Origin of the sequence: Maribacter algae (assembly GCF_047345745.1) — a bacterium.
GTDB lineage: Bacteria > Bacteroidota > Bacteroidia > Flavobacteriales > Flavobacteriaceae > Maribacter.
This window is the reverse complement of the sequence record NZ_JBLFES010000001.1, coordinates 911,142-931,897: the sequence shown is the minus strand read 5'-3', so window position 1 is coordinate 931,897 and position 20,756 is coordinate 911,142. Positions and strand designations below refer to the sequence as shown.

At 39.9% G+C, this 20,756-nt stretch carries 15 protein-coding genes; 5 read left to right on the top strand and 10 right to left on the bottom strand.

From position 1 onward, the window contains the following. Positions 1–5 precede the first annotated feature (5 nt). From ACKWBX_RS04015 to ACKWBX_RS03995, 5 genes are all read right to left on the bottom strand, one after another. The gene (locus ACKWBX_RS04015; RefSeq protein ID WP_413967365.1) at positions 6–4,457 is read right to left on the bottom strand and encodes a Calx-beta domain-containing protein; all 4,452 of its coding nucleotides are present in this window, start codon (positions 4,455–4,457) and stop codon (positions 6–8) included. A 146-nt stretch (positions 4,458–4,603) separates the two neighbouring features. Continuing rightward, a complete protein-coding gene (fabD, locus tag ACKWBX_RS04010; protein WP_413967364.1) occupies positions 4,604–5,488 on the bottom strand; it encodes an ACP S-malonyltransferase in 885 nt (294 codons plus the stop codon). Positions 5,489–5,573: 85 nt separating this feature from the next. Then, on the bottom strand, positions 5,574–6,089 hold the full coding sequence (locus ACKWBX_RS04005) for a gamma carbonic anhydrase family protein (RefSeq protein ID WP_413967363.1): 516 nt from the start codon (positions 6,087–6,089) through the stop codon (positions 5,574–5,576). A gap of 11 nt (positions 6,090–6,100) precedes the next feature. Then, positions 6,101–6,832, bottom strand: coding sequence for a LytR/AlgR family response regulator transcription factor (locus ACKWBX_RS04000; protein WP_413967362.1), 732 nt, complete (start codon positions 6,830–6,832; stop codon positions 6,101–6,103). Continuing rightward, positions 6,829–9,036, bottom strand: a complete 2,208-nt coding sequence (locus ACKWBX_RS03995) for a tetratricopeptide repeat-containing sensor histidine kinase (protein ID WP_413967361.1) — start codon at positions 9,034–9,036, stop codon at positions 6,829–6,831. Before ACKWBX_RS03995 ends, ACKWBX_RS04000 begins: the two co-directional genes overlap by 4 nt. A gap of 205 nt (positions 9,037–9,241) precedes the next feature. On the opposite strand from ACKWBX_RS03995, the gene ACKWBX_RS03990 reads away from it, so the two are divergent. Next, positions 9,242–10,417, top strand: a complete 1,176-nt coding sequence (locus ACKWBX_RS03990) for a vWA domain-containing protein (protein WP_413967360.1) — start codon at positions 9,242–9,244, stop codon at positions 10,415–10,417. A gap of 169 nt (positions 10,418–10,586) precedes the next feature. On the opposite strand, the gene ACKWBX_RS03985 is transcribed toward ACKWBX_RS03990, so the two are convergent. Then, complete coding sequence (locus ACKWBX_RS03985; protein ID WP_413967359.1) at positions 10,587–11,612, bottom strand: PorP/SprF family type IX secretion system membrane protein; 1,026 nt, start codon at positions 11,610–11,612, stop codon at positions 10,587–10,589. A gap of 125 nt (positions 11,613–11,737) precedes the next feature. Between ACKWBX_RS03985 and ACKWBX_RS03980 the strand changes: the two genes are divergently transcribed. The 4 genes from ACKWBX_RS03980 (at position 11,738) to ACKWBX_RS03965 (ending at position 15,929) form a co-directional block, all read left to right on the top strand. Then, entirely contained in the window at positions 11,738–12,646 is a 909-nt protein-coding gene (locus ACKWBX_RS03980; RefSeq protein ID WP_413967358.1) for a NifU family protein, read from the top strand. A gap of 68 nt (positions 12,647–12,714) precedes the next feature. Further along, positions 12,715–12,915, top strand: a complete 201-nt coding sequence (locus ACKWBX_RS03975; protein ID WP_413967357.1) for a dodecin family protein — start codon at positions 12,715–12,717, stop codon at positions 12,913–12,915. A gap of 67 nt (positions 12,916–12,982) precedes the next feature. After that, the gene (locus ACKWBX_RS03970; RefSeq protein ID WP_413967356.1) at positions 12,983–15,031 is read left to right on the top strand and encodes a thioredoxin domain-containing protein; all 2,049 of its coding nucleotides are present in this window, start codon (positions 12,983–12,985) and stop codon (positions 15,029–15,031) included. A gap of 70 nt (positions 15,032–15,101) precedes the next feature. Continuing rightward, positions 15,102–15,929 carry a mechanosensitive ion channel family protein gene (locus tag ACKWBX_RS03965; RefSeq protein ID WP_413967355.1) on the top strand — a complete coding sequence of 276 codons (828 nt, stop codon included), beginning with the start codon at positions 15,102–15,104 and terminating at the stop codon, positions 15,927–15,929. A 241-nt stretch (positions 15,930–16,170) separates the two neighbouring features. Here ACKWBX_RS03965 and tsaB read toward each other — a convergent pair whose 3' ends face one another. The 4 genes from tsaB to ACKWBX_RS03945 form a co-directional block, all read right to left on the bottom strand. Further along, positions 16,171–16,857, bottom strand: a complete 687-nt coding sequence (gene tsaB / locus ACKWBX_RS03960; RefSeq protein ID WP_413967354.1) for a tRNA (adenosine(37)-N6)-threonylcarbamoyltransferase complex dimerization subunit type 1 TsaB — start codon at positions 16,855–16,857, stop codon at positions 16,171–16,173. 72 nt (positions 16,858–16,929) lie between these two features. Beyond that, complete coding sequence (locus ACKWBX_RS03955; protein ID WP_413967353.1) at positions 16,930–18,270, bottom strand: TolC family protein; 1,341 nt, start codon at positions 18,268–18,270, stop codon at positions 16,930–16,932. A 28-nt stretch (positions 18,271–18,298) separates the two neighbouring features. Continuing rightward, positions 18,299–19,450 (bottom strand): efflux RND transporter periplasmic adaptor subunit, encoded by a 1,152-nt coding sequence (locus ACKWBX_RS03950; RefSeq protein WP_413967352.1) that lies wholly within the window; start codon positions 19,448–19,450, stop codon positions 18,299–18,301. A gap of 43 nt (positions 19,451–19,493) precedes the next feature. Next, a complete protein-coding gene (locus tag ACKWBX_RS03945) occupies positions 19,494–20,756 on the bottom strand; it encodes an ABC transporter permease (protein WP_413967351.1) in 1,263 nt (420 codons plus the stop codon).

Sequence of the window (20,756 nt, the reverse complement as noted above, 5' to 3'; positions counted from 1 at the left end):
AACATTTACCTAATTAGTTGAATCCAACCTTTGTCCAAGACTGAACCTTGACCTAAATCATAGTTTAAAATATAGAAATAAGTTCCTTTTGGTGCCTCTTTACCTTCCCATGTACCATCCCAAATTTCTGCATCTTGTCCCTCGTTATCCAACACCAAATTACCATACCTATCAAAGATTTGAATTCTATAGGCTATAGGCACATCAATACCCGTGTCAGGGTCCGTTAGGTTTATTTCAAGTACATCATTTGTGTTATCGCCATTTGGGGAAAACTGATTAAAGATAAAACCAGGATCCGCAGGGGTGGGTTCCCCCACATCAATTATAACGGTGCTACTATTATTATCGTCGTTGGTGTCCGTAGGAAATGAACTGATCAAGGTAGCCGTATTCTCGAATAACCCTAATCTAGGGACAGAAACGGTTATATCCAAGGTTCTTTGGTTTTGCTCACCGAATAATAGTTCCTCAATATTCCATACACCGGATATTACGTTATAAGTACTACCTTCAGCAGCAACATGATTCACATATTGAAACCCGCTATCCATTTCGGATGAAATGATATCCTGAATGTTAACATTACTGATGGTTTCCTCATTCAAAGAAAGATTAATAGCGGTTATTGTAAACACAATGTTTTCTCCAACAAAAGGAGTTTTATCGTCCACTGTTTTTATGATTTCGATATCTATTCCCTCCGGCATCTCAATATTTAACTCAACTGTAGCCTCATTGTTTTCTTCCGTAACATCCCTCGGAATAGATTCTAGAAGTGTTGCAGTATTGGTATAATTGTTACCTTCTACTACGAGAACTTCCAATGTAAGTGTCGCCGAAGCAGAAGGGAGCAATTCCGGTATGGCCCACTCCCCTGTATCCTCATCATAATTACCCGTCGAAACCGTTTTTGAAATAAATTCAAATCCTAGTTCCAGTACATCTCCCACTACGATGGCTGTAGCTTTCCTATTTGATAAATTACTGACAGTAATTGTAAAAACCCTATTTTCACCCAAAATTGCATCAGGTATATCCACTTCTTTCGTTACTTCCAAATCTATAGGTGTATCACAATCTGGAGTAGCATTTGGACTACAGGGATCATCGGGGTCTGAGCCTGTCTCCTGTTCTTCTAAATCAGATATACCGTCCCCATCAGTGTCGCAAACTCCATTAAATCTATTAGGAATACATGGGTTATCGTTAGCGGGATCTTGTTGGTCGTTTACCCCATCATTATCGGAATCCATGATATTGCTATCCAAAGCATCAATGATTCCGTCGTTATCTTCATCCAAAGGATTTTCAATATCAGCTCCAACCTCATCACCATCATTGATACCATCCTCGTCAGTATCCTCATTATTAGGGTCGGTCCCCAAAGTAGCTTCATCTCCTCCGAAAAGACCATCACCATCTTCATCGGTATCACAATCACTTACTGAAATGGTTACTTCAACGGACACGTTTTCGCAGGGCAATGTAGATTCTGTAGTGGTAAATGTAAAAACATAATCACCGCTCGGTAAATTTCTAAAATCAATAATATTGGAAGGTGTTAATGCGATACTCCCTGATGGGTCTGTCGTAACCGCCCAATTACCGGCACTCTCTCCGGTAAGTCTATCGTCTAAGTCCAAGATTGTAGGGCCATTTGCCGGAACGCTGCAAATGGAAGCATTGGCAGCTATACCAGTGGTGGCCTGAAATCCTACAACCACTTCCACTTCAACTCTCTCAGAAAAACAACTGTTCGCTATAGCGTCAACATAAAAACTAGTGGTAGCGTTTAAAAAGGGTGTTGTAAATTCTTCGCCTTCATTTAAAATAACATCAGAATCTGCACTAGCATACCACCTAATGGAAGATCCTGTCTCTGCTGTTGCTGTTAATAAGACCGTTCCAGGGCCACACCGCTCAGCTCCACTAACAACAGGCAATGGCGGAATTTCATTTAATACCAACTCTACCTCTATAACCCCACTGGCGCAATCATCATCAAAATTATTAGGAGTGCCGTTATCATCCAAAAAGAAGCCAAAATAGGATCCTTCAACTGTTGGATCATCCACTTCTTGTGGTGTTAGATAAGCATTTTCATTCAGTGGGTTGGACAATCTACTCCAGGTAAGCACTGTACCGTCAGGCGCTGGGGTATTCGTATAATCATTAAGGCTACTCACAGTAGTATTCTGAAAAATAGAATTATTGGTACTGCCTTCATCCCTACAAAATATCGTAGGAATATCGGTATTTAAGATTGGAGCCGGAGCACAGTTATCGTCGTCGTTGATTGTACCCGTTGCATTTCCATCGGAAAGGGTAACCCCATTGGTTGGCAATCCCAGCTGTACTACAAAATCCTCCGTCGATTCCAATTCTGAATCGTCCGTGATTGCAACAACAATGTTTTCTATTTCCCCAGCGTCTCCATTAAAAGTAAGCACATTGTTGGGAGGTGTATTTCCGGTAAAATCCACACCACCTCCGGTAGCGGAACCATTTGAAAATGTATATCGTACCGTTGTTCCTCCAACTACAGCTACATCCAGTTCAACATTAAATACCATATTTCCAGTTGCTACATCTTCATTAACCGTTGCGTCCGAAATTGATAAGCCGGCTACGTCATCGTCCGTATTAGTGACTGGAACATCTGCCACGGCAGCGCCATTAAGGGCATTATAATTTGCATCGGCCGAGGTGACGTTTCCAGTGAGGATGCTATAATCAATATTCCCATCTACAATTGAATCATCCTGGCCTGTTACCGTAATTATCGTTGGAGTATTCCAATTGGCAACTAGTATAGCAATACTGGCTGGCACAGTACCTTCATCTGTATTACTACTTGAAAGCTCCATAATGATAGGTGCTGAAGGCTGACTAGCAAGTGTTATTGTGAAAGTAGCAGTACCGCCCGCTTCCGTCGTATTATTACTTATAGTGGAGACATTTATTCCTGCCGTGTCATTGTCCGTATTGGTGACAGCAATATTAGCGACAGCACCCCCGTTCAAAACATTGTAGTTCGTGTCCGCAGAAGTAACGTTCCCTGTGATAATACTATAATTCACGTTGCCGTCAATTATATTATCGTCAACCCCCGTTACCGTAACGGCTACGCCCGTATCCCAACTGGCAACGGGTACTGTAACACTGTTCGCTACGGTTCCCTCGTCCGTATTGTTACTCGAAAGAGCTATCCTTACCGCATTAGTGGGCTGACTGGTCAGACTGACCGTAAAAGTAGCGGTCGTACCATCCTCTCCCGTATTTCCGCTAATGGCGGAGACATTTACCCCAGCCGTGTCATTGTCCGTATTGGTAACCGGAACATTGGCAACTGAACCACCGCCCAAGGCATTATAGTTCGTGTCCGCGGAAGTGACGTTGCCCGTGACAATCGTATAGTTCACGGGACCGTCGATTACATTATCGTCAACCCCCGTTACCGTAACGGCTACGCCCGTATCCCAACTGGCAACGGGTACTGTAACACTGTTCGCTACGGTTCCCTCGTCCGTATTGTTACTCGAAAGAGCTATCCTTATCGCATTAGTGGGCTGACTGGTCAAACTGACCGTAAAAGTAGCGGTCGTACCATCCTCTCCCGTATTTCCGCTAATGGCGGAGACATTTACCCCAGCCGTGTCATTGTCCGTATTGGTAACCGGAACATTGGCAACTGAACCACCGCCCAAGGCATTATAGTTCGTGTCTGCGGAAGTAACGTTTCCTGTGATAATACTATAATTCACGTTGCCATCAATTATATCATCGTCAACCCCCGTTACCGTAACGGCTACGCCCGTATCCCAACTGGCAACGGGTACCGTAACACTGTTCGGCACGGTTCCTTCGCCTATGTCGTTGCTGGATAAAGCAATCGTTACCGGATCGGTAGGCTGAACGGTCAAGCTAACGTTGAAAGTAGCGGTCCCTCCTGCCTCGGTCGTATTGCCGCTTATTGTCGAAACATTAACACCAGCCATATCATTATCTGCAATGTTTATCGTAGCAGAACCTGTAGCAACGAATAAAGCCGGACTAGTATTGGTAATATTTAAAGTTACTGTTTCTGTAGCTTCAATAATTTGATCATCTATTATATTAAGATTTACTGTTGCACTACCGTTTCCAAAGAAATTGGTGGCGACACCAACTGCGGTAGGTAATGGAGAATAATCATCATTTACTGTTGCAGTACTAGTTCCGCCAACTGCTAAATTGACGGTATAAAAATCACCGCTATTTCCGTTTGAAACAGTTATAGTATATCGTCCGTTTACTGGACCATCTTCATCTGCATTAGGTTGAGAAGCTGCTATAGAAACACTTTGGGCTTTCAACGAAGAAGCTGTCAAAATAAAAAGAAGTAGAATCACCTTAATAAGTGATTCAAAATTGAATATAGTCCGAATATAGTCCGAAAAAAATCTTAATTTCATAGGTGCTCTTTGACTTTAAAATCAATTTTAAGTAAGTTGGGCGGCTTATTCTATATCAATATTAGTAAAAAATAAAGGCTAACCTACTAATTAACAGATTAAAACTGACTTTTTGGGTTGAAATGCAAAAAATTAAAAAAGACCATTTACTCTATAAAAGGTGACGTAGTTTCCACATTGCGTTCAATTTTCTTCACCAAACCTTGCAACACTTTTCCAGGACCTATTTCCGTAAACAAAGTAGCCCCGTCCTTCACCATGTTTTGAACACTCTGAGTCCATTTTACGGGAGCGGTCAATTGTGAAATGAGGTTCTTTTTAATTGTCTTTGAATCAGTAATGGAAGTTGTAGCAACATTTTGATAAATGGGACAACTCGGATTTGAAAATTCCGTGTTTTCTATGGCAGCAGCCAATTCTTCACCTGCCGGTTCCATTAACGGGGAATGAAACGCACCGCCTACAGGTAAAACCATAGCCCTTCGTGCTCCGGCTTCCTTCATTTTTTCGCAAGCTAGATTAATAGCATCTATTTCACCGGAAATTACCAGTTGTCCTGGGCAATTATAATTTGCTGGAACAACAACACCTTCGGTTTCTTCACAAATTTGCGCTACCGCTTCATCTTCCAGTCCTAAAACTGCAGCCATCGTCCCGGGAACTAACTCGCATGCTTTTTGCATGGCCATGGCTCGTTTGGAAACCAGCTTCAATCCGTCTTCAAAAGATAAGGTACTATTGGCAACCAAAGCGGAAAATTCCCCCAGGGAATGGCCTGCAACCATATTTGGCTTGAAAGAATCTCCCATGACCTTGCTCAATATTACTGAATGCAAGAATATAGCGGGTTGGGTGACTTTGGTTTCTTTTAAACCTTCTGCGGTGCCATTGAACATAATATTCGTGATAGAAAAGCCTAGAATATTGTTTGCTTGGTGAAATAAATCTTTAGCAATCGGAAATTTTTCGTAAAGGTCCAATCCCATTCCAATGAATTGCGCTCCTTGTCCTGGAAAAACATATGCGTTCATAACTTTTAGTTTTGGTTTGCAAAAATAAGCATATTCGCACGTAAAAAAGGTCTCGATTAAAACCTTTAAAATAATAATCCTTTTCCTAATTCCCCTCTTTAAACCAATCGGAATACGTTACATAAGCATCTGCAATACGGTTTATCTCCCCCGAACTGAGTTCCGGGCTAACATCTTTTATTTTTTTTGCGGGAATCCCTGCAAATATAGTTCCTTCCGGTACATGAGTTCCTTTTGTAACCACAGCTCCTGCAGCGATAATGCTATTTTGTTCCACAACACAATCATCCATAATAATACTGCCCATTCCAACCAAAACATTATCATGAATAGTACAACCATGAACTATAGCATTATGGCCAATAGAAACATTATTTCCGATAGTCGTTGGCGACTTTTCATAGGTACAGTGAATGACCGCGCCATCCTGAACATTTACTTTATCTCCCATTTTTATATAATGAACGTCTCCCCTGAGCACTGCATTGAACCAAATACTGCATTGATTTCCCATGGATACTTCCCCAACGATCGTGGCATTCTCCGCGATATAACAATCCTCCCCAATTTGCGGAGTCTTTCCCCTAACACTTGCTATCATTTCAATAATTTTTAATCAAAATAAGCTAATAATTCTTTCTTTTTTGAGGCCGAAACCAATAGCTCTTTTCCGTTTGAAACTACTACACTACCCCCTTTTCCCCTTCGGTATTTAACCACTTCATTTACGTTTACAAGATATGATTTATGTACTCTAGCAAAGGGAAACGCGCTTAGAGCTTCTTCAAAGTATTTCAAGGTTTTGCTCACCAGAATCTTTTTGTTTTCAAGATAGATTTCGGTATAGTTATCATCCGCTTTGCAATATAGAATATCTGCCACGTTCAACACTTGAAAACCGTCTTGTTGCGGTAAGGTTATTTTTCCTTCGATTCCCCTATCACTCGTTTTCAAAACTTTTTCTTCTAGCGCACTTTCTTTTTCCTTTACTTCGAATACATATTCCACAGCTTTTATCAATTCGTCGATATTAATGGGCTTTGTTAAATAATAAGCCGCTTGATTGTTCAACGCATCCTTGGCATAATGATCGTACGCAGTCACAAAAACAGTTTCAAAATTTCTTTCAGGTACTTTTTCCAAAAGGTCAAAGGCGTTTCCAAATGGCATTTCCACATCTAAAAAAACCAAATCCAAGGTATGTTTATGTATCAATGCCAAACCTTCTTGGATTGATGCTGCTTCTCCTAACAATTCAACTCGAGGACAATATTTGCTCAAATAATTCCTGAGAATTTCACGACTGTTGGCCTCATCCTCGACCAAGATTGCTTTTAAATTCATATATCTTTTTTTAACACGAATATGACTTTTGTTCCGGTACCATCATTCTTTAGATCCGAAATGGAAATATCCACTTTATCCGGATACATATCGTTTAAAATGGCAACCCGCTGTTTGATATTTCCCATGCCCTTAGATTTTTGTTTTTTCTGATTCTGCGTTTTTAACTTGGCCGAACGTTTTCTACCTATGCCATTATCCGAGATTGAGATTTCCATTTGGTTTTCTCCTTTTGGCTTGGCCGATATTTCCAAAAATCCTTTTTCCTCCTTATAACGAAGTCCGTGCCAAATGGCATTTTCTATATAAGGTTGCAATAACATTGGGGGTATTTGAAAAGCGTTAACGTCCAAATCGTCATCTACATTGATTTTATAATCAAACTTATCGGGAAACCTAGAGTGCTCCAATTTTACATATAGTTCCAAAAGCTCCAATTCTTTCGCCAAAGGGATAAAATCCTCGTCCGAATTTTCCAGCACGGAACGCATCAATGTAGAAAATTCGCTTAAATACCTGTTGGCACTGCGCTCATCGCTCTTTGCAATAAAATTATTCACCGAATTTAAAGCGTTAAAGATAAAATGCGGATTCATTTGGGAACGAAGCGATTTTAACGCCAATAGATTGTTCGCCAATTTTTGCTGCTGGTTGCTGCGATAAAAAAAGAAGGCTGCCAAGGCGGTAAGTAAAAGTCCAAATATCAAGGAATAGACCACCCAACGCTGTCTTTTGTAACCTTCTTCTGCCAATTCCTGTTCCGTGAGAGCCAAATCATACTTACTTTGGGTCAACTCCCTTTCCTGTTCCAATCCGGAAATCCTGTTTTGGGTGGAAGCTATCTCGCGACTAAAACGTGCCGCTCTGGAAATTTCCTGTTCTTTCCGAATGTACAAAGTATCCACCAACGTGACGTAAGATTGATAACTTTCCAACGCTTTGTCAAAATCGCCCTTTACCTCATAGACCTCGGATAGTTTTCGGGTCGCATCTTTTTGTACCAACAAATCATCTTCGGAACCTGCTTCCACAATACTCCGTTCCAAATATGGAATAGCTTCATTGTACTTGTCTTGAGCAATATAAGCATTGGCTATTTTATAATTGATACGTTGCGAAGTAATGGTATCGCCCAAATCAATCTCTTTTTGTTTACGTGCAGGAGCGTTCAACTTCTTTAATTCTACCAAGCTATTTTTACGGATGGCGATTTCTTCATTGTATTGGTTTTTCTTGTTGTAGAAATCGGCTACTTTTTCCTTCTCCTGCAAAGCGCGTTTAGGCGCCAATTCACTCGCCAATTGTAATGAATTTCCATAATAGGTTTCAGCCTCGAACAATTGATTTCCCTCGCTGTACGCATCCGCTATTTTGGAATTAAGATCGGTCATTTTGGTGGCCATTTGATTTTTTGTGGCCACTTTAAGCCCCTCGTTATAAAAATCCACTGCCAATTTGGTTTCTTCCTGACCTTTTTTGGCATCACCCAATCCTTCGTACAGCTCCACACGTTGGTCCGGTCGCATGGTTTTTAAATCCTTTAAGGAATTCAAAGTTTCCTCCGCTTTTCCATACTGTTTACTAATATTATATGCATCGCCCAATAAAAGGGTAGTAGCTATAGTTTTATTCGACTCCAACGCATCCTCAAAATTATCAATAGCAAGGTCATATTGTTTATGAAAAAGGTAGATTTCCCCAAGTAAGCTCAGTGATTTTGCTAATTCCTTTTTATCGCCTCGCTTTCCCAAATCTGCAATAGAACGTGCTACGAAGTCAATACTTTTGGCAATGTCTTTTTTCTTATAGGCTTTGGCAGAATCCAAATAAGATTGATGGAGCAATCCCGACCTTCTTCTTGATTTTGAGCTACTCCCAATGCTGCTATCGGATTCATAACCCTCTACCAGCACCTTGATATCCTCATCATCCTTTACACGATACCGAACCGTTTCAAAGTCGGCGTCCTCAATAATGAGTTCCTCGCCAGCGGCCACTAAAATCTTGAATTCGCCCAATCCGTTCGTAGTGGTAAATCCTCCGGAAGTAGAAGAAACGGAGACACCGGGTATGGGCTGAAAAGTCTCTTTGACCTCGACCCTACCTTTAACAATAAATTTTCTTCCCGTAATTCTCGTTTGCGAAAAAGAAAGAAAACTGCCCGCTAAAAAAAATAATAATATGTGGTAAATCCGTATTTGCATGTCCAATTAGTACTGTAAACTTAGCGGATTTATACGGCACTAAAAAATCACTCAATCTAGAATTACCGGGACTTGGATAGCTATTGAACGTGTTTACAAACGCATAGGTAAACTTCACTCACTGAAAACATCGCTTTGCTCATTACAGATGGTATATCAAAAAGTTTGCTTCTAGCTTTATGCTCAAATTAAAAAACAACAGATAATGAAAAAGTATGTAAAATTGGTCATGGCATCAGGAATGATTTTAAGTATGACCTTAGGATATGGTTGCGAATTCAAAAAGAAACCGGTAAACGAACCTATTATTGCACAGGCCATTCATTCTAAAGAAAAAGCAAAGAAAAATACCGTAAAAATTGCGCTTTTATTGGATACGAGCAATAGTATGGACGGTCTCATCAACCAAGCGAAGTCACAGTTATGGGATATCGTGAACGAATTCACTTATGCAAAATGTGGGAACGAAGCACGTCCAGAGCTTCAAATCGCCCTATATCAATATGGGAATGATAATCTTTCTTTTAGTGAAGGGTATATTCAACAGGTATTGAACTTTAGTGGGGATTTGGACGAAATCTCCGAGAAACTGTTTTCGCTTACCACTAACGGCGGTGAAGAATATTGTGGCGAAGTCATCCATACTTCTCTTAAACAATTGGACTGGGGAAAAGAAAAGGGCAATTTGAAACTTATTTTTATAGCCGGGAACGAACCCTTTGACCAAGGAAAGTTAAATTATGAAGACGCGGTGCTGAATGCCAAGGAGAAGGATGTTGTCGTAAACACTATATTTTGTGGCGGTTATGATTTAGGAATAAATACATTTTGGAAAAAAGGAGCAAATTTAACAGGTGGCGAATATATGGCCATTGACCATAATAAGGAAGTGGTGCATATAGACACGCCTTATGATGAAATCATCATTAAACTGAATTCCAAATTGAATAAAACCTATATCTCTTATGGCTCATTGGGAGCCACTAAATTACGTAAACAAAGAAGCCAAGATTTGAATGCTTATGAAGTAGAAGAAGCGGTAGCCGTAAAACGAGCGGTAAGTAAGAGTTCTAGACTTTATAATAACAAAACATGGGATTTGGTAGATGCTAGCGCAGATAAAGAATTTGATATCTCAGAGGTCGCAGAAGATGAGCTTCCAAAAGAACTAAAGGGCAAATCTGAAAGCGAAATGAAAGAATATATTGATGGTAAAAGAGCGGAGCGTGAAAAAATCCAGAACGAAATCTGGGAGGTGAATGCAAAAAGAGAAAAATACATTGCAAAGCAACAAAAAGATGAGAACAAGGGTGAATTGGAAAGTGCAATGTTAAGAGCTATAAAAAAGCAGGCGTCCAGAAAAAACTATACTTGGGAATAGGCCCCTTCTCCTAAATCCTCTCCCCAACAGGGAGAGGACTTTTATTTTCAATTTTTGACCCTAAACGGGTTGTATTAAAATTCTTAGGGTCAGAAAAAAGACTGCTCTGTATTTGTAGTAAACTTGAAATATGTACTCCCCTCCTTGGGAGGGGTTGGGGGAGGCTCGTTTATTGTGCCGCAGGACAGTAACAATCGTATTTACGCTCTTTTTGACCAAAGTCGTACCCAAGCGTTATTTGATGAAAACCACCGTTGGAAAAGCGGACATCTCCCATCTGATAGGAATAATTATAGGATACCAAAAAGTTTTTGATATTGGCCCCCACTATTGGAGTTATTAACTGTAAGTTCTGCTCCCCAAATCCCGAAGCTGTTTGAAATTGCGCGCCATCAAAGCTTCTCCTGTAGGAGATTCCTCCCCAAATTCTACCAAAGTTTACATCTCTGTAAACCTTTGCGTTAACATCTATTGTTTTTTCCTCCGTGAACTCTGTCAATTGAAATAAAACGGACGGTTCCAGTTGCCATTCACTTCTTCCAAATAAATATCCGGCCGAAACCAAATACCTTCTAATGTTATCAATTACCAATTGATCGGGATTATCTTGCCTATCCCTATAATATAAATTTCGTTGACTTCCAGTGAGTGCATTGGTTACGACAAAATGCGCATAAAATTCTTGAAAATTATAAGAGACACCTAAATCTACATTAAAATAGGATGCACTTAACTTGATTCCTGAAATAGCGGGATCTACTGCGACCGATCTAAATTGAGTTTCATCCAGACTACTTTGCAGTATGGTGCCACTTAGACCAAAGGATAGCTGGTTCAAAACACGAATATCGTCGCCACCGCCCATTCGTAGATGGTGTGCGTAAGTCAGTTTGGCTCCGGTTTGGGAATGGTATCCGTTCGCATCGTTAAAAATGATCGCTCCTATACCACTGGGACTATCTCCTAATCTAAAATGAGCGTTTACCGTTTGCAAACTTGGCGCATCATCAACATCAAACCATTGCTTTCTAGCAGTAAGCCTAATTTTTCCTCCCTGACTGATACCTGCCATGGATGGATATACCAGATAATAGTTATCCGCTAAATAATCAAAATATACGGGAATCCCCTCTTGGGCAATCGACTTATAGCCAAAAAGCAGGCTAGCAAGAATCAGTACTAGTTTAAATTTCATCTGTGGGAGAATGAGGCTATAGGTTCAAATTGTGCTAAATATAAAGTATAACGGGTTATCTATAACATTATTATGTGCGCTACAACTTAGATTTCCTTTGTATTTTTGTATAAAATTGAAATGAAATGAAAGAGTACTCTATAACTGTCGTACCCACCAACAACCCCAACATCCTAAAGTTCGAGGCAAATCACCTCTTGGTGAAGCGTAAAAATTATGAATACAAAAACATAGACGAGGCTCAAAATTCACCTTTGGCCCAGCAATTATTTTATTTGCCGTTCATTAAAACAGTTTATGTTTCCGGTAATTTTATTGGCCTGGAGCGTTATGATATTGTGCAATGGGAAGATGTAAAAGATGAAGTAGCACAACAATTGGTCGAATATTTAAATGCCGGAGAACCCATTGTTGTAGAAGAGGATACGGACAAGCCTATAGCCGTTACCGTTTATGCAGAAGTAACGCCCAATCCGGCGACCATGAAATTCGTGGCCAGCAAAAAGATTGTGGGTTCCATGTATGAATTCAAAAATATTGATGAAGCTAGAGAAGCTCCTTTGGCGATGGCCCTATTTCAATTTCCATTTGTAAAGCAGGTCTTCATTGATGACAACTACGTTTCGGTCACCAAGTACGAGGTAGCGGAATGGGAAGATATTACCTTAGAGCTGCGTGAGCTCATCCGTAATTTTATCGCTGATGGCAAAGAAATAGTAAACGGAAATGCTAAAACGGCTTCGACTGGAGAAGAACCTGCTAAGGTCCAAGCAAAACCGCAAGAAAATCTGGATGATACTTCCTTGGAAATCATAGATATCTTGGAAGAGTATGTAAAACCTGCGGTTGCAAGTGACGGGGGAAACATCCTTTTCAAATCCTATGAAGCGGAAAGCAAAACCGTAAACGTGATTCTACAAGGTGCCTGCAGTGGTTGTCCTTCCTCTACTTTTACCCTAAAAAATGGGATTGAAACCATGCTCAAAAATATGATGGGCGATAGGGTAAACGAAGTGGTTGCCCTGAATGGATAAAGGCTCTTATTTATTATGTTTTCTGGTTCAAAATCCTTACTTTGAATAAAATTTAAAAAACACTAATTATGGCAGTTTTAAAAGTAATAGAAGTATTGGCAAATTCAGATAAAAGCTGGGAAGATGCCGCTAAAAATGCAGTTTCACATGCATCTAAATCCGTAAAAAACATCCGTTCGGTATACATAAATGAGCAAAGTGCCACTGTAGAAGACGGTAAAATGACGAACTATAGAGTGAACGTAAAAATCACTTTTGAGGTAAAATAATTCAATAGTAAAATTCATATGAAAGCGCCTTAATGGCGCTTTTTTTTATATCAAAACAAAACAGCTCATGCATCCCAAATTCACGAATGACCTCATTCACGAGACCAGTCCTTATTTATTGCAACATGCCCATAATCCGGTAAATTGGAACGCTTGGAACACTGATGTTTTGGAAAATGCGAAAAAAGAGAACAAACTCTTATTGGTGAGTATTGGTTACTCAGCTTGTCATTGGTGCCACGTTATGGAACATGAATGTTTTGAAGATGAAAGCGTTGCAGAAGTCATGAATTCCCATTTCATCAATATAAAAATAGATCGGGAAGAACGGCCAGATGTAGATCAAATATACATGGATGCACTTCAAATGATGACAGGAAGTGGTGGCTGGCCCCTGAACATTGTGGCATTACCCGACGGGCGACCTTTTTGGGGAGCTACCTATGTGAAAAAAGAGAATTGGAAACAGGTGCTAAAACAACTCTCCGAATTGTATAAAACCGAACCGAAAAAGGTAATAGGTTATGCCGAAAATATGGAAGCCGGGTTAAAAGAAATCAATTTAATTCCAAAGATAAACGAGTCTAGCTCCCTTGACACAAATGAAATAAAAGCACTTGTTCAAAAATGGTCACAATACTTTGATACTTTTTTGGGAGGTTACAGGCGAGCACCAAAATTTATGATGCCCGTGAACCTAAATTTTCTGCTATACTTTTCCCATTCACAAAAAGACAAAGAAGGCTTGGATTACGTTTATACTACGCTGAACCGAATGGCCTGGGGGGGAGTTTACGACCACGTGGGCGGGGGATTTTCCAGATATGCCGTAGATACCAAATGGCATGTGCCTCATTTTGAAAAAATGCTCTATGACAACGGACTTTTAATCGGTCTTTATGCAAAAGCCTTTGCACTCAGTAAAAACAATCTGTACAAAAGAGTGGTCGAAGAAACCATCTCCTTCTTGGAAAATGAGTTGTTGGATACCAATGGCGGATTTTATGCCGCTTTGGATGCCGATAGTCTATCCAAAAACGGAAAATTAACAGAGGGAGCTTATTATGTGTGGGAAGCACATGAACTTCAAACACTTTTAAAAAGTGATTTTGAACTCTTTTCAGATTATTATAACATCAATTCCTATGGCTATTGGGAGGAAGAAAATTATGTGTTGATCCGGGATAACAACATCGTTGAAATTGAGAAAAAATATCAATTGAAAAAAGAGGTTATAGAAAAGAGAATGAAGCAATGCCTCTTAAAACTAAAAAAAGAACGAGACAAAAGGGAAAAACCAAGACTGGACGATAAAATATTGACCTCTTGGAACGGCCTCGTACTAAAAGGCATAACGGATGCCTACAAATATATAGGAAATCCAACATATTTAAAACTCGCGTTAAAAAATGCGGATTTCATAACGGAACACTTATTTAAAAAAGGTGGGGGATTGTACCATCATCACAAAAATGGAAAAAGCACTATTAATGGTTTTTTAGAGGATTACGCCAACCTCATCAATGCTTTTATAGGATTGTATGAAATAACATTTGATGAAAAATGGCTTGAGAAAGCCAAAGAATTGGTTAATTATGTTATACAACATTTCCGGGACGATGAAAGTGGACTGTTTTTTTTTACCTCTGTTGAAGATGCTATTTTGGTAAGGAGAACCATAGAAGCCACGGATAATGTTATACCGGCCTCCAACTCCATCATGGCCTTGAATCTGTTGAAGCTTTCCAAATATTTCCCGGAAATGGAATATTCAATATACGTCGAGAAAATGCTACACTCAATGTCCACGAATATTAAAGAGCGACCGGAGAATCATGCCAATTGGCTACATTTAGCGCAGCTTATGAACGAATCCTTTTATGAAGTAGCCATTGTAGGTAACCAAGCCAAAGAAATCGCAAAAGAGATTATGAAAGAATATTTTCCTAATGTCATTCTTGCGGGAACCACTAAAGATTCAGGTTTGTCGCTTTTGCAAAACAGATATGTAGAAAATACGACCCAGATTTATATTTGCGAGGAAGGCGCTTGCCAATTACCTTTAACGCAAACCAAAGAAGTTTTGACCCTTTTAAAATCAATACAGCGGCATTAACAATAGTTTAATGCTTTCCACTTGTAAGGTCATTTTCATTTTTTTTAGTTTCGCACAAATAATTCAACTCATGGAAAAATTTACCAACTACGATGAACATATCGAGAATGCCATAAAATGGTTCTGGGATACCTTACCAGACCTTATCGCGGCTATAATCATGTTGATTGTCGGGGTTTATATCATCCGATTTATCAATCGGTTGGTTCGAAAGTTCTTTCAGAAAAAAGATTATGACCCTTCCTTGGAAACCTTTCTGCAAAGTTTGATTTCCATAGGTTTAAAAATATTATTGTTTGTATTGGTCATTACACAATTGGGAGTACAATCATCCTCTCTCGTAGCCATCATTGGTGCTGCTGGATTGGCTATTGGACTGGCCCTACAGGGTTCGCTTTCCAATTTTGCCGGAGGCGTGCTTATTTTACTGTTCAAACCGTTCAAGGTGGGTGATTTTATTTCCGCCCAAGGAGTTGATGGCACGGTGAAGGAAATTTCAATTTTCACGACTAAACTCAATACTTTCGGAAACCAAGTGGCCATTATCCCGAACGGACAGCTTTCCAACAACAATATCATCAATTACAATGCGGAGCAAACGAGAAGGGACAAGATCAATGTGGGGATTGGATATGGCTCTAACATAAAAAAAGCAAAAGATATTATGCTTCAGATATGTGCCGATAACAATGACATTTTAAAAGACCCCGCTCCCGAAGTCTATGTTGGTGAACTGGCGGAAAGTTCCGTAAACTTGACCCTCCGATTTTGGGCGAACAATGATGTATTCTGGGCGGCACATTTTTATGTTATGGAAGAAATTAAAGTTCGATTTGATGCCGAAGGAATTGAAATCCCGTTCCCACAAAGAGTAATGCATCAACTGAAATCTAAATAAACAACTATAGATTTAAAATCCATAGTTTTCTTTAAAGAATGAAATTCTTTTTGGGCGAGAGTCGTTCCGACAGAACACGGCGACGAGGTATCCCGTGGCATCGATTCATCATTAGATTTCTCACTGCGTTCGAAATGACAGATACTCTTAAAAATTTATGGAAACTAAAAGTAGCTGCAATGGAATTGCAGGGTTTTAACCTTTAACTAGATGATAAAATCTACAATTAGCTTCTGATAAATTATTGGGAGTTTTGCTTTTTAGGTTTTTGTAAAATGAAATCCTTTAAATAATAAGGCTCAAAATAAGCTACATCTTCAAAATCTTTTTTAAGAAATTTGAAATGGGAGAGTGTTCCCATATTCACTGCCGAGGGAATAACGGCGATATCAAAAGAAAGATTTTGATGCTTTATAACGGATTGTATTTTTTCTGCACCGCTCCCTACGACCAATACATTTTTATCGGTATAATATTCCGAAAAAGAACTTTCATTGATGACCTCTGCACGCGTTTCCCTTACCTCGTTCAAAGAGGTGTCATAGATCGCGGAATAGACTTCCATACGCCTGGCATCCAAAACAGGGAGAATCAAATCCGTGGCAACATCTTGTACTTGTGCGGCCATACTCTTTAAAGTAGGAACTGAAATTAGGGGCACTTCCAAAGCATAACAGAGTCCTTTTGCTGCTGACACCCCAATGCGAAGTCCTGTATATGAACCGGGGCCTTTGCTTACGGCTATAGCATTCAAATCGGAGAGTTCAAAATCAGTCTCCTTAAAACAATCCTGAATGAAAAGATGCAATTGCTCCGCATGGGAATAATTGGCAGAATTATGCTCCTTTATTGCTAAAGTTTCTCCATTTTTTGCCAAACTCACCGAACAGTTGGTCGTTGCCGTTTCCAAATTTAATATCAATCCCATACGAATGGCGAATATAAAAAGACCCGTTTGGTTTAGAAAACCAAACGGGTCAATATATGTATCAAATATTTTTTAGTTCAACGTTATGGGAATTCCAAAATAAAATTCCAAAATCTTCAGTCTAAAGATATAGTCATATTTGGTACGAACCACATCGGCCTCCGCATTATCTATTCTGGATTGTGCCTGGCTAAATTCAAAAGCGTTCATTAAACCTACGTCAAAACGTTCCTTTGAATATTGGTATGCCAATCTCCGAGCTTCCAAGGTTTTTTCCGCTGCTTCATACGCCTTAAAAAATGTCGTAACATCAACATAAGCCTGATTTACATCTGTTTCTAATTGCAGTTTTGCCTGCTCATACTGCACTTTAGCTATATCAACACTAATTTTTGACCGCTTAATATTGTTCCTTACGCTCCATCCATTAAAAATTGGAATGTTCATTTGTGCTCCGTAGGAAATACCATCATTAATATAAAGTTGGTCCGTAAATGGTATTAATTCACCTGTAAGCGGGTCTCTGTTTTGATCGGAATACCTAGTATTATAATTGATAAAAGCACCAACAGTAGGATATTTGGCACCTTTGGCTATTTCGAGGTCCTTTTCAGCCAAATCGACTCCGGTCAAAGCAAACTTAATATCATTTCTAAAAGTAAGCGCTTTATCAAAAATCACTTTGGCGGAATTATTTAAAATATCAGAAGGTGGAATATCAAATTCCTCTTCCGCAATATCAAAATTCTCATATTCTGTAATCTGTAACAACTGTGCCAAACTGATTTTGGAAATCAGTACCAAGCCTTCGTTATTGATAATTTGTTGTTCTTGACCGGCAGCGGTAGCCTCAATTTCCAATAAATCCCCTCTAGGCACTACTCCGGAATCTACCAATTCTTTGGTTCGTTTCAAATCCTGTTCCGTAACCGCATACTGCGCTTTTGCCACCTTCAGCGCTTCTTTATTGGACAATACCTGAAGGTAAGCGTTGGCAACGTTCAATCGAATATCATCTTTCATATCTTCCAAGCTATACTGATTGGAAATAGCATTTAGCTTTGCTCTGTTGATACGGTTATAATTTCGGAGTCCATCAAATAAGGTTACCTGGGAGGTCATATTTCCCGATGCGGAAAATATTGTTGCCGACACTAAATTATTGGTAGTGGGATCTAGCGCCAAACCTGTATTTCCCGAGGCACTTAAAGATCCGTTCAAATCAGGCAATAAAGCTCCAATGGCATCCGATTCGTCTATTTTGGCATTCTCTAAATTTAGCTCAGATTGCTTTACGGTTAGATTATTCTCCACGGCATAGGCAACACATTCCTCTAGTGTCCATTTTTTGACTTGGGCCGAAGTTAGTGCTACCACAAAAAGCAGTAATAAAGCGGTTAGTTTAAATTTCATTTTTTGATTATTTGATTATTGATTGATGTTATTCTTCTGTTTCTCCTTCTTCTTCACCCTCTTCCTCACCCTTCTTGATAGGTTCGGTCTTGTTCCACTGTTTTATTTTATCCTCTTCTGACAAACCGGAAACGATTTCCACATTGATTCCGTCCGAAATCCCGATTTCAATATCCCTACGCTCAAATTTCTGCTCCTCGTCCGTCCCTGTAGAGACCTCCACGAAGGGCTTGTCCGTTTTTTTATCAAATTGTAACAAAGCTTCGGGAATCACCAAAACATCATCTTTCTTTTCCAATACCAATGAAGCATTGGCACTATAGCCCGCGCGGATAAAGATGGAATCGTTTTTCTCTACATCGCCCTCGATCTTAAATTGTACGGCTCCCGTTTCTTCAATCCCCTTAGGTGCGATAAAACGTAATTTTGCATCCAGTTCTTGGCCTTCGACCGCACCAAGATTAATCTTTAAAGGCGCGCCCACTTTTAATTTTCCTACCTCGCCTTCATCAACTTTACCTTCAAATATCATTTTTCCTAAATCGGCAATGGTTGCAATAGTGGTCCCATCATTGAAATTATTACTTTGGATGACCTGATCGCCTTCCTCAACAGGAATTTCCAAGATAGTCCCATTTACCGTGGCACGAATATTCGTGTTTGCACTGGAAGAACCCCCTGCGGAACCTCTTCTGATAATCTGATAATCCGCACGGGCATTCTTTAGTTCCTGTTCCGCTTGATTGTAGTTGAGTTGGAGCGTATTAAAATCTTGACTTGAAATTACCCCTTTATCGAACAACGCTTTATTCCTGTCAAATTCGATTTTAGAGTTATTCAAGGCCAATTCCGCGGTACGGACCCTACCGGCCGCTTGGTTCAAAGCTTGCTCGTTCGGCACTACCTTTATAACGGCAATAAGCTCCCCTGCCTTCACTTCGGCACCTTCTTCCAAGTATATTTTTTCAATAATACCTGAAATCTGGGGCTTTATTTCCACCTCATCTTCTGGAACCAACTTACCTGTAGCCACGGTCTTTTTTTCGATGCTGGAAATAAATGGACTAGAGGTCTCATATGTGATAGAGGATTTACTGTTGCTCTTTATAAAGAAAACAGCCGCCCATAATGCTCCTAGGATCAAAACCCCTATCAATATATATTTTACAATTTTGTTCATTTTAAAATGTATTTGTTGTTTATGGTTTGTTGTTTTTATATAATTATTCTTCTCTCAATGCTTCAATGGGTCTTATGCTCACTGCACGTTGCGCAGGAATGAGACCGATCAAGGTTCCCAATACGACCATAATGACCAATGCTCCCAGAACGTATGGAATAGGTACGGTTGGATTGGTGTATGGGAAATCGATGTCTTTGGTGAAGGAATTGATCAGGGCGAGAACTCCCGCTCCCAAAATAATTCCCATGATACCAGCGATAATAGTCAAGAAAACAGATTCTACAATGATTTGATTTCTAACCTCCGCAGGTGTGGCGCCCAAAGCACGGCGCACGCCCAACTCTTTGGTTCTTTCCTTAACAGATATCAAAAGGATGTTTCCAATGCCAATAACGCCTGCCAAGATAGTAGCGATACCTACGATGAGGGACATAAAAGTGAGTCCGTCAGCAAAACCCATGGTTTTTGCAAAGGCTTCCCCTAAATTAAAGGAACCAAAGGCCCTTTCGTCCTCAGGATCTACCCGATGAATATTTCTAAGCAGTGCCTTGATGTCCTTTTCTACTTGTACTACATCTACATCATCAAAAGCGGCAATACACATGTACCCGATATTGTCCCCGGAATTATATAGTTTTCTATAGGTAGTGAAAGGAATGAACATAGCACTATCCGAATCGAAACTCACCCCTTGCGAAAGCTTATGTACGCCAACTACCTGAAAATAAACGTCTCCAATTTTAATATAGGTTCCTATGGGGTCTTCGTCTTTTTCATATAATTCCTGTTCTATCCGTTCCCCTATGACCACAACTTTTCTAGCTTGATCAATATCCTCTTCGTTGATAAACCTGCCACCATCATATATTTTTTTGGTCGCTATTTTGGTATAAATGGGATAATCGCCATTCAACACATAACTACCTGATTTACTCCCTCTGACCGTATATATGGGTTCCGAACCAAAATTACCCAAGGTTACCCGTGGCGCAATGTATTGTACCTCAGGTATTCTATTTTGAATGGTCTGTACATCGTCTAACTTCAACTGCAACTGCCTTCCTGTTTTGAATCCGTCATAGGGTACGCTGGTCTGTTGCGCCCATACGAACATGCTGTTAACGGCAACGGTCTTGAATACTTTGTCAAACCCATTGTCCAAACCTTTTGCGGCTCCAGAAAGTGCTATGTAAATAAAAATACCCCATAGCACACCAATTACGGTAATAATAGTTCTCGTCTTGTTCTTACTAATAGAACCGAAAATTTCCTGCCATGTATTTCTATCAAATATAAATCGCAT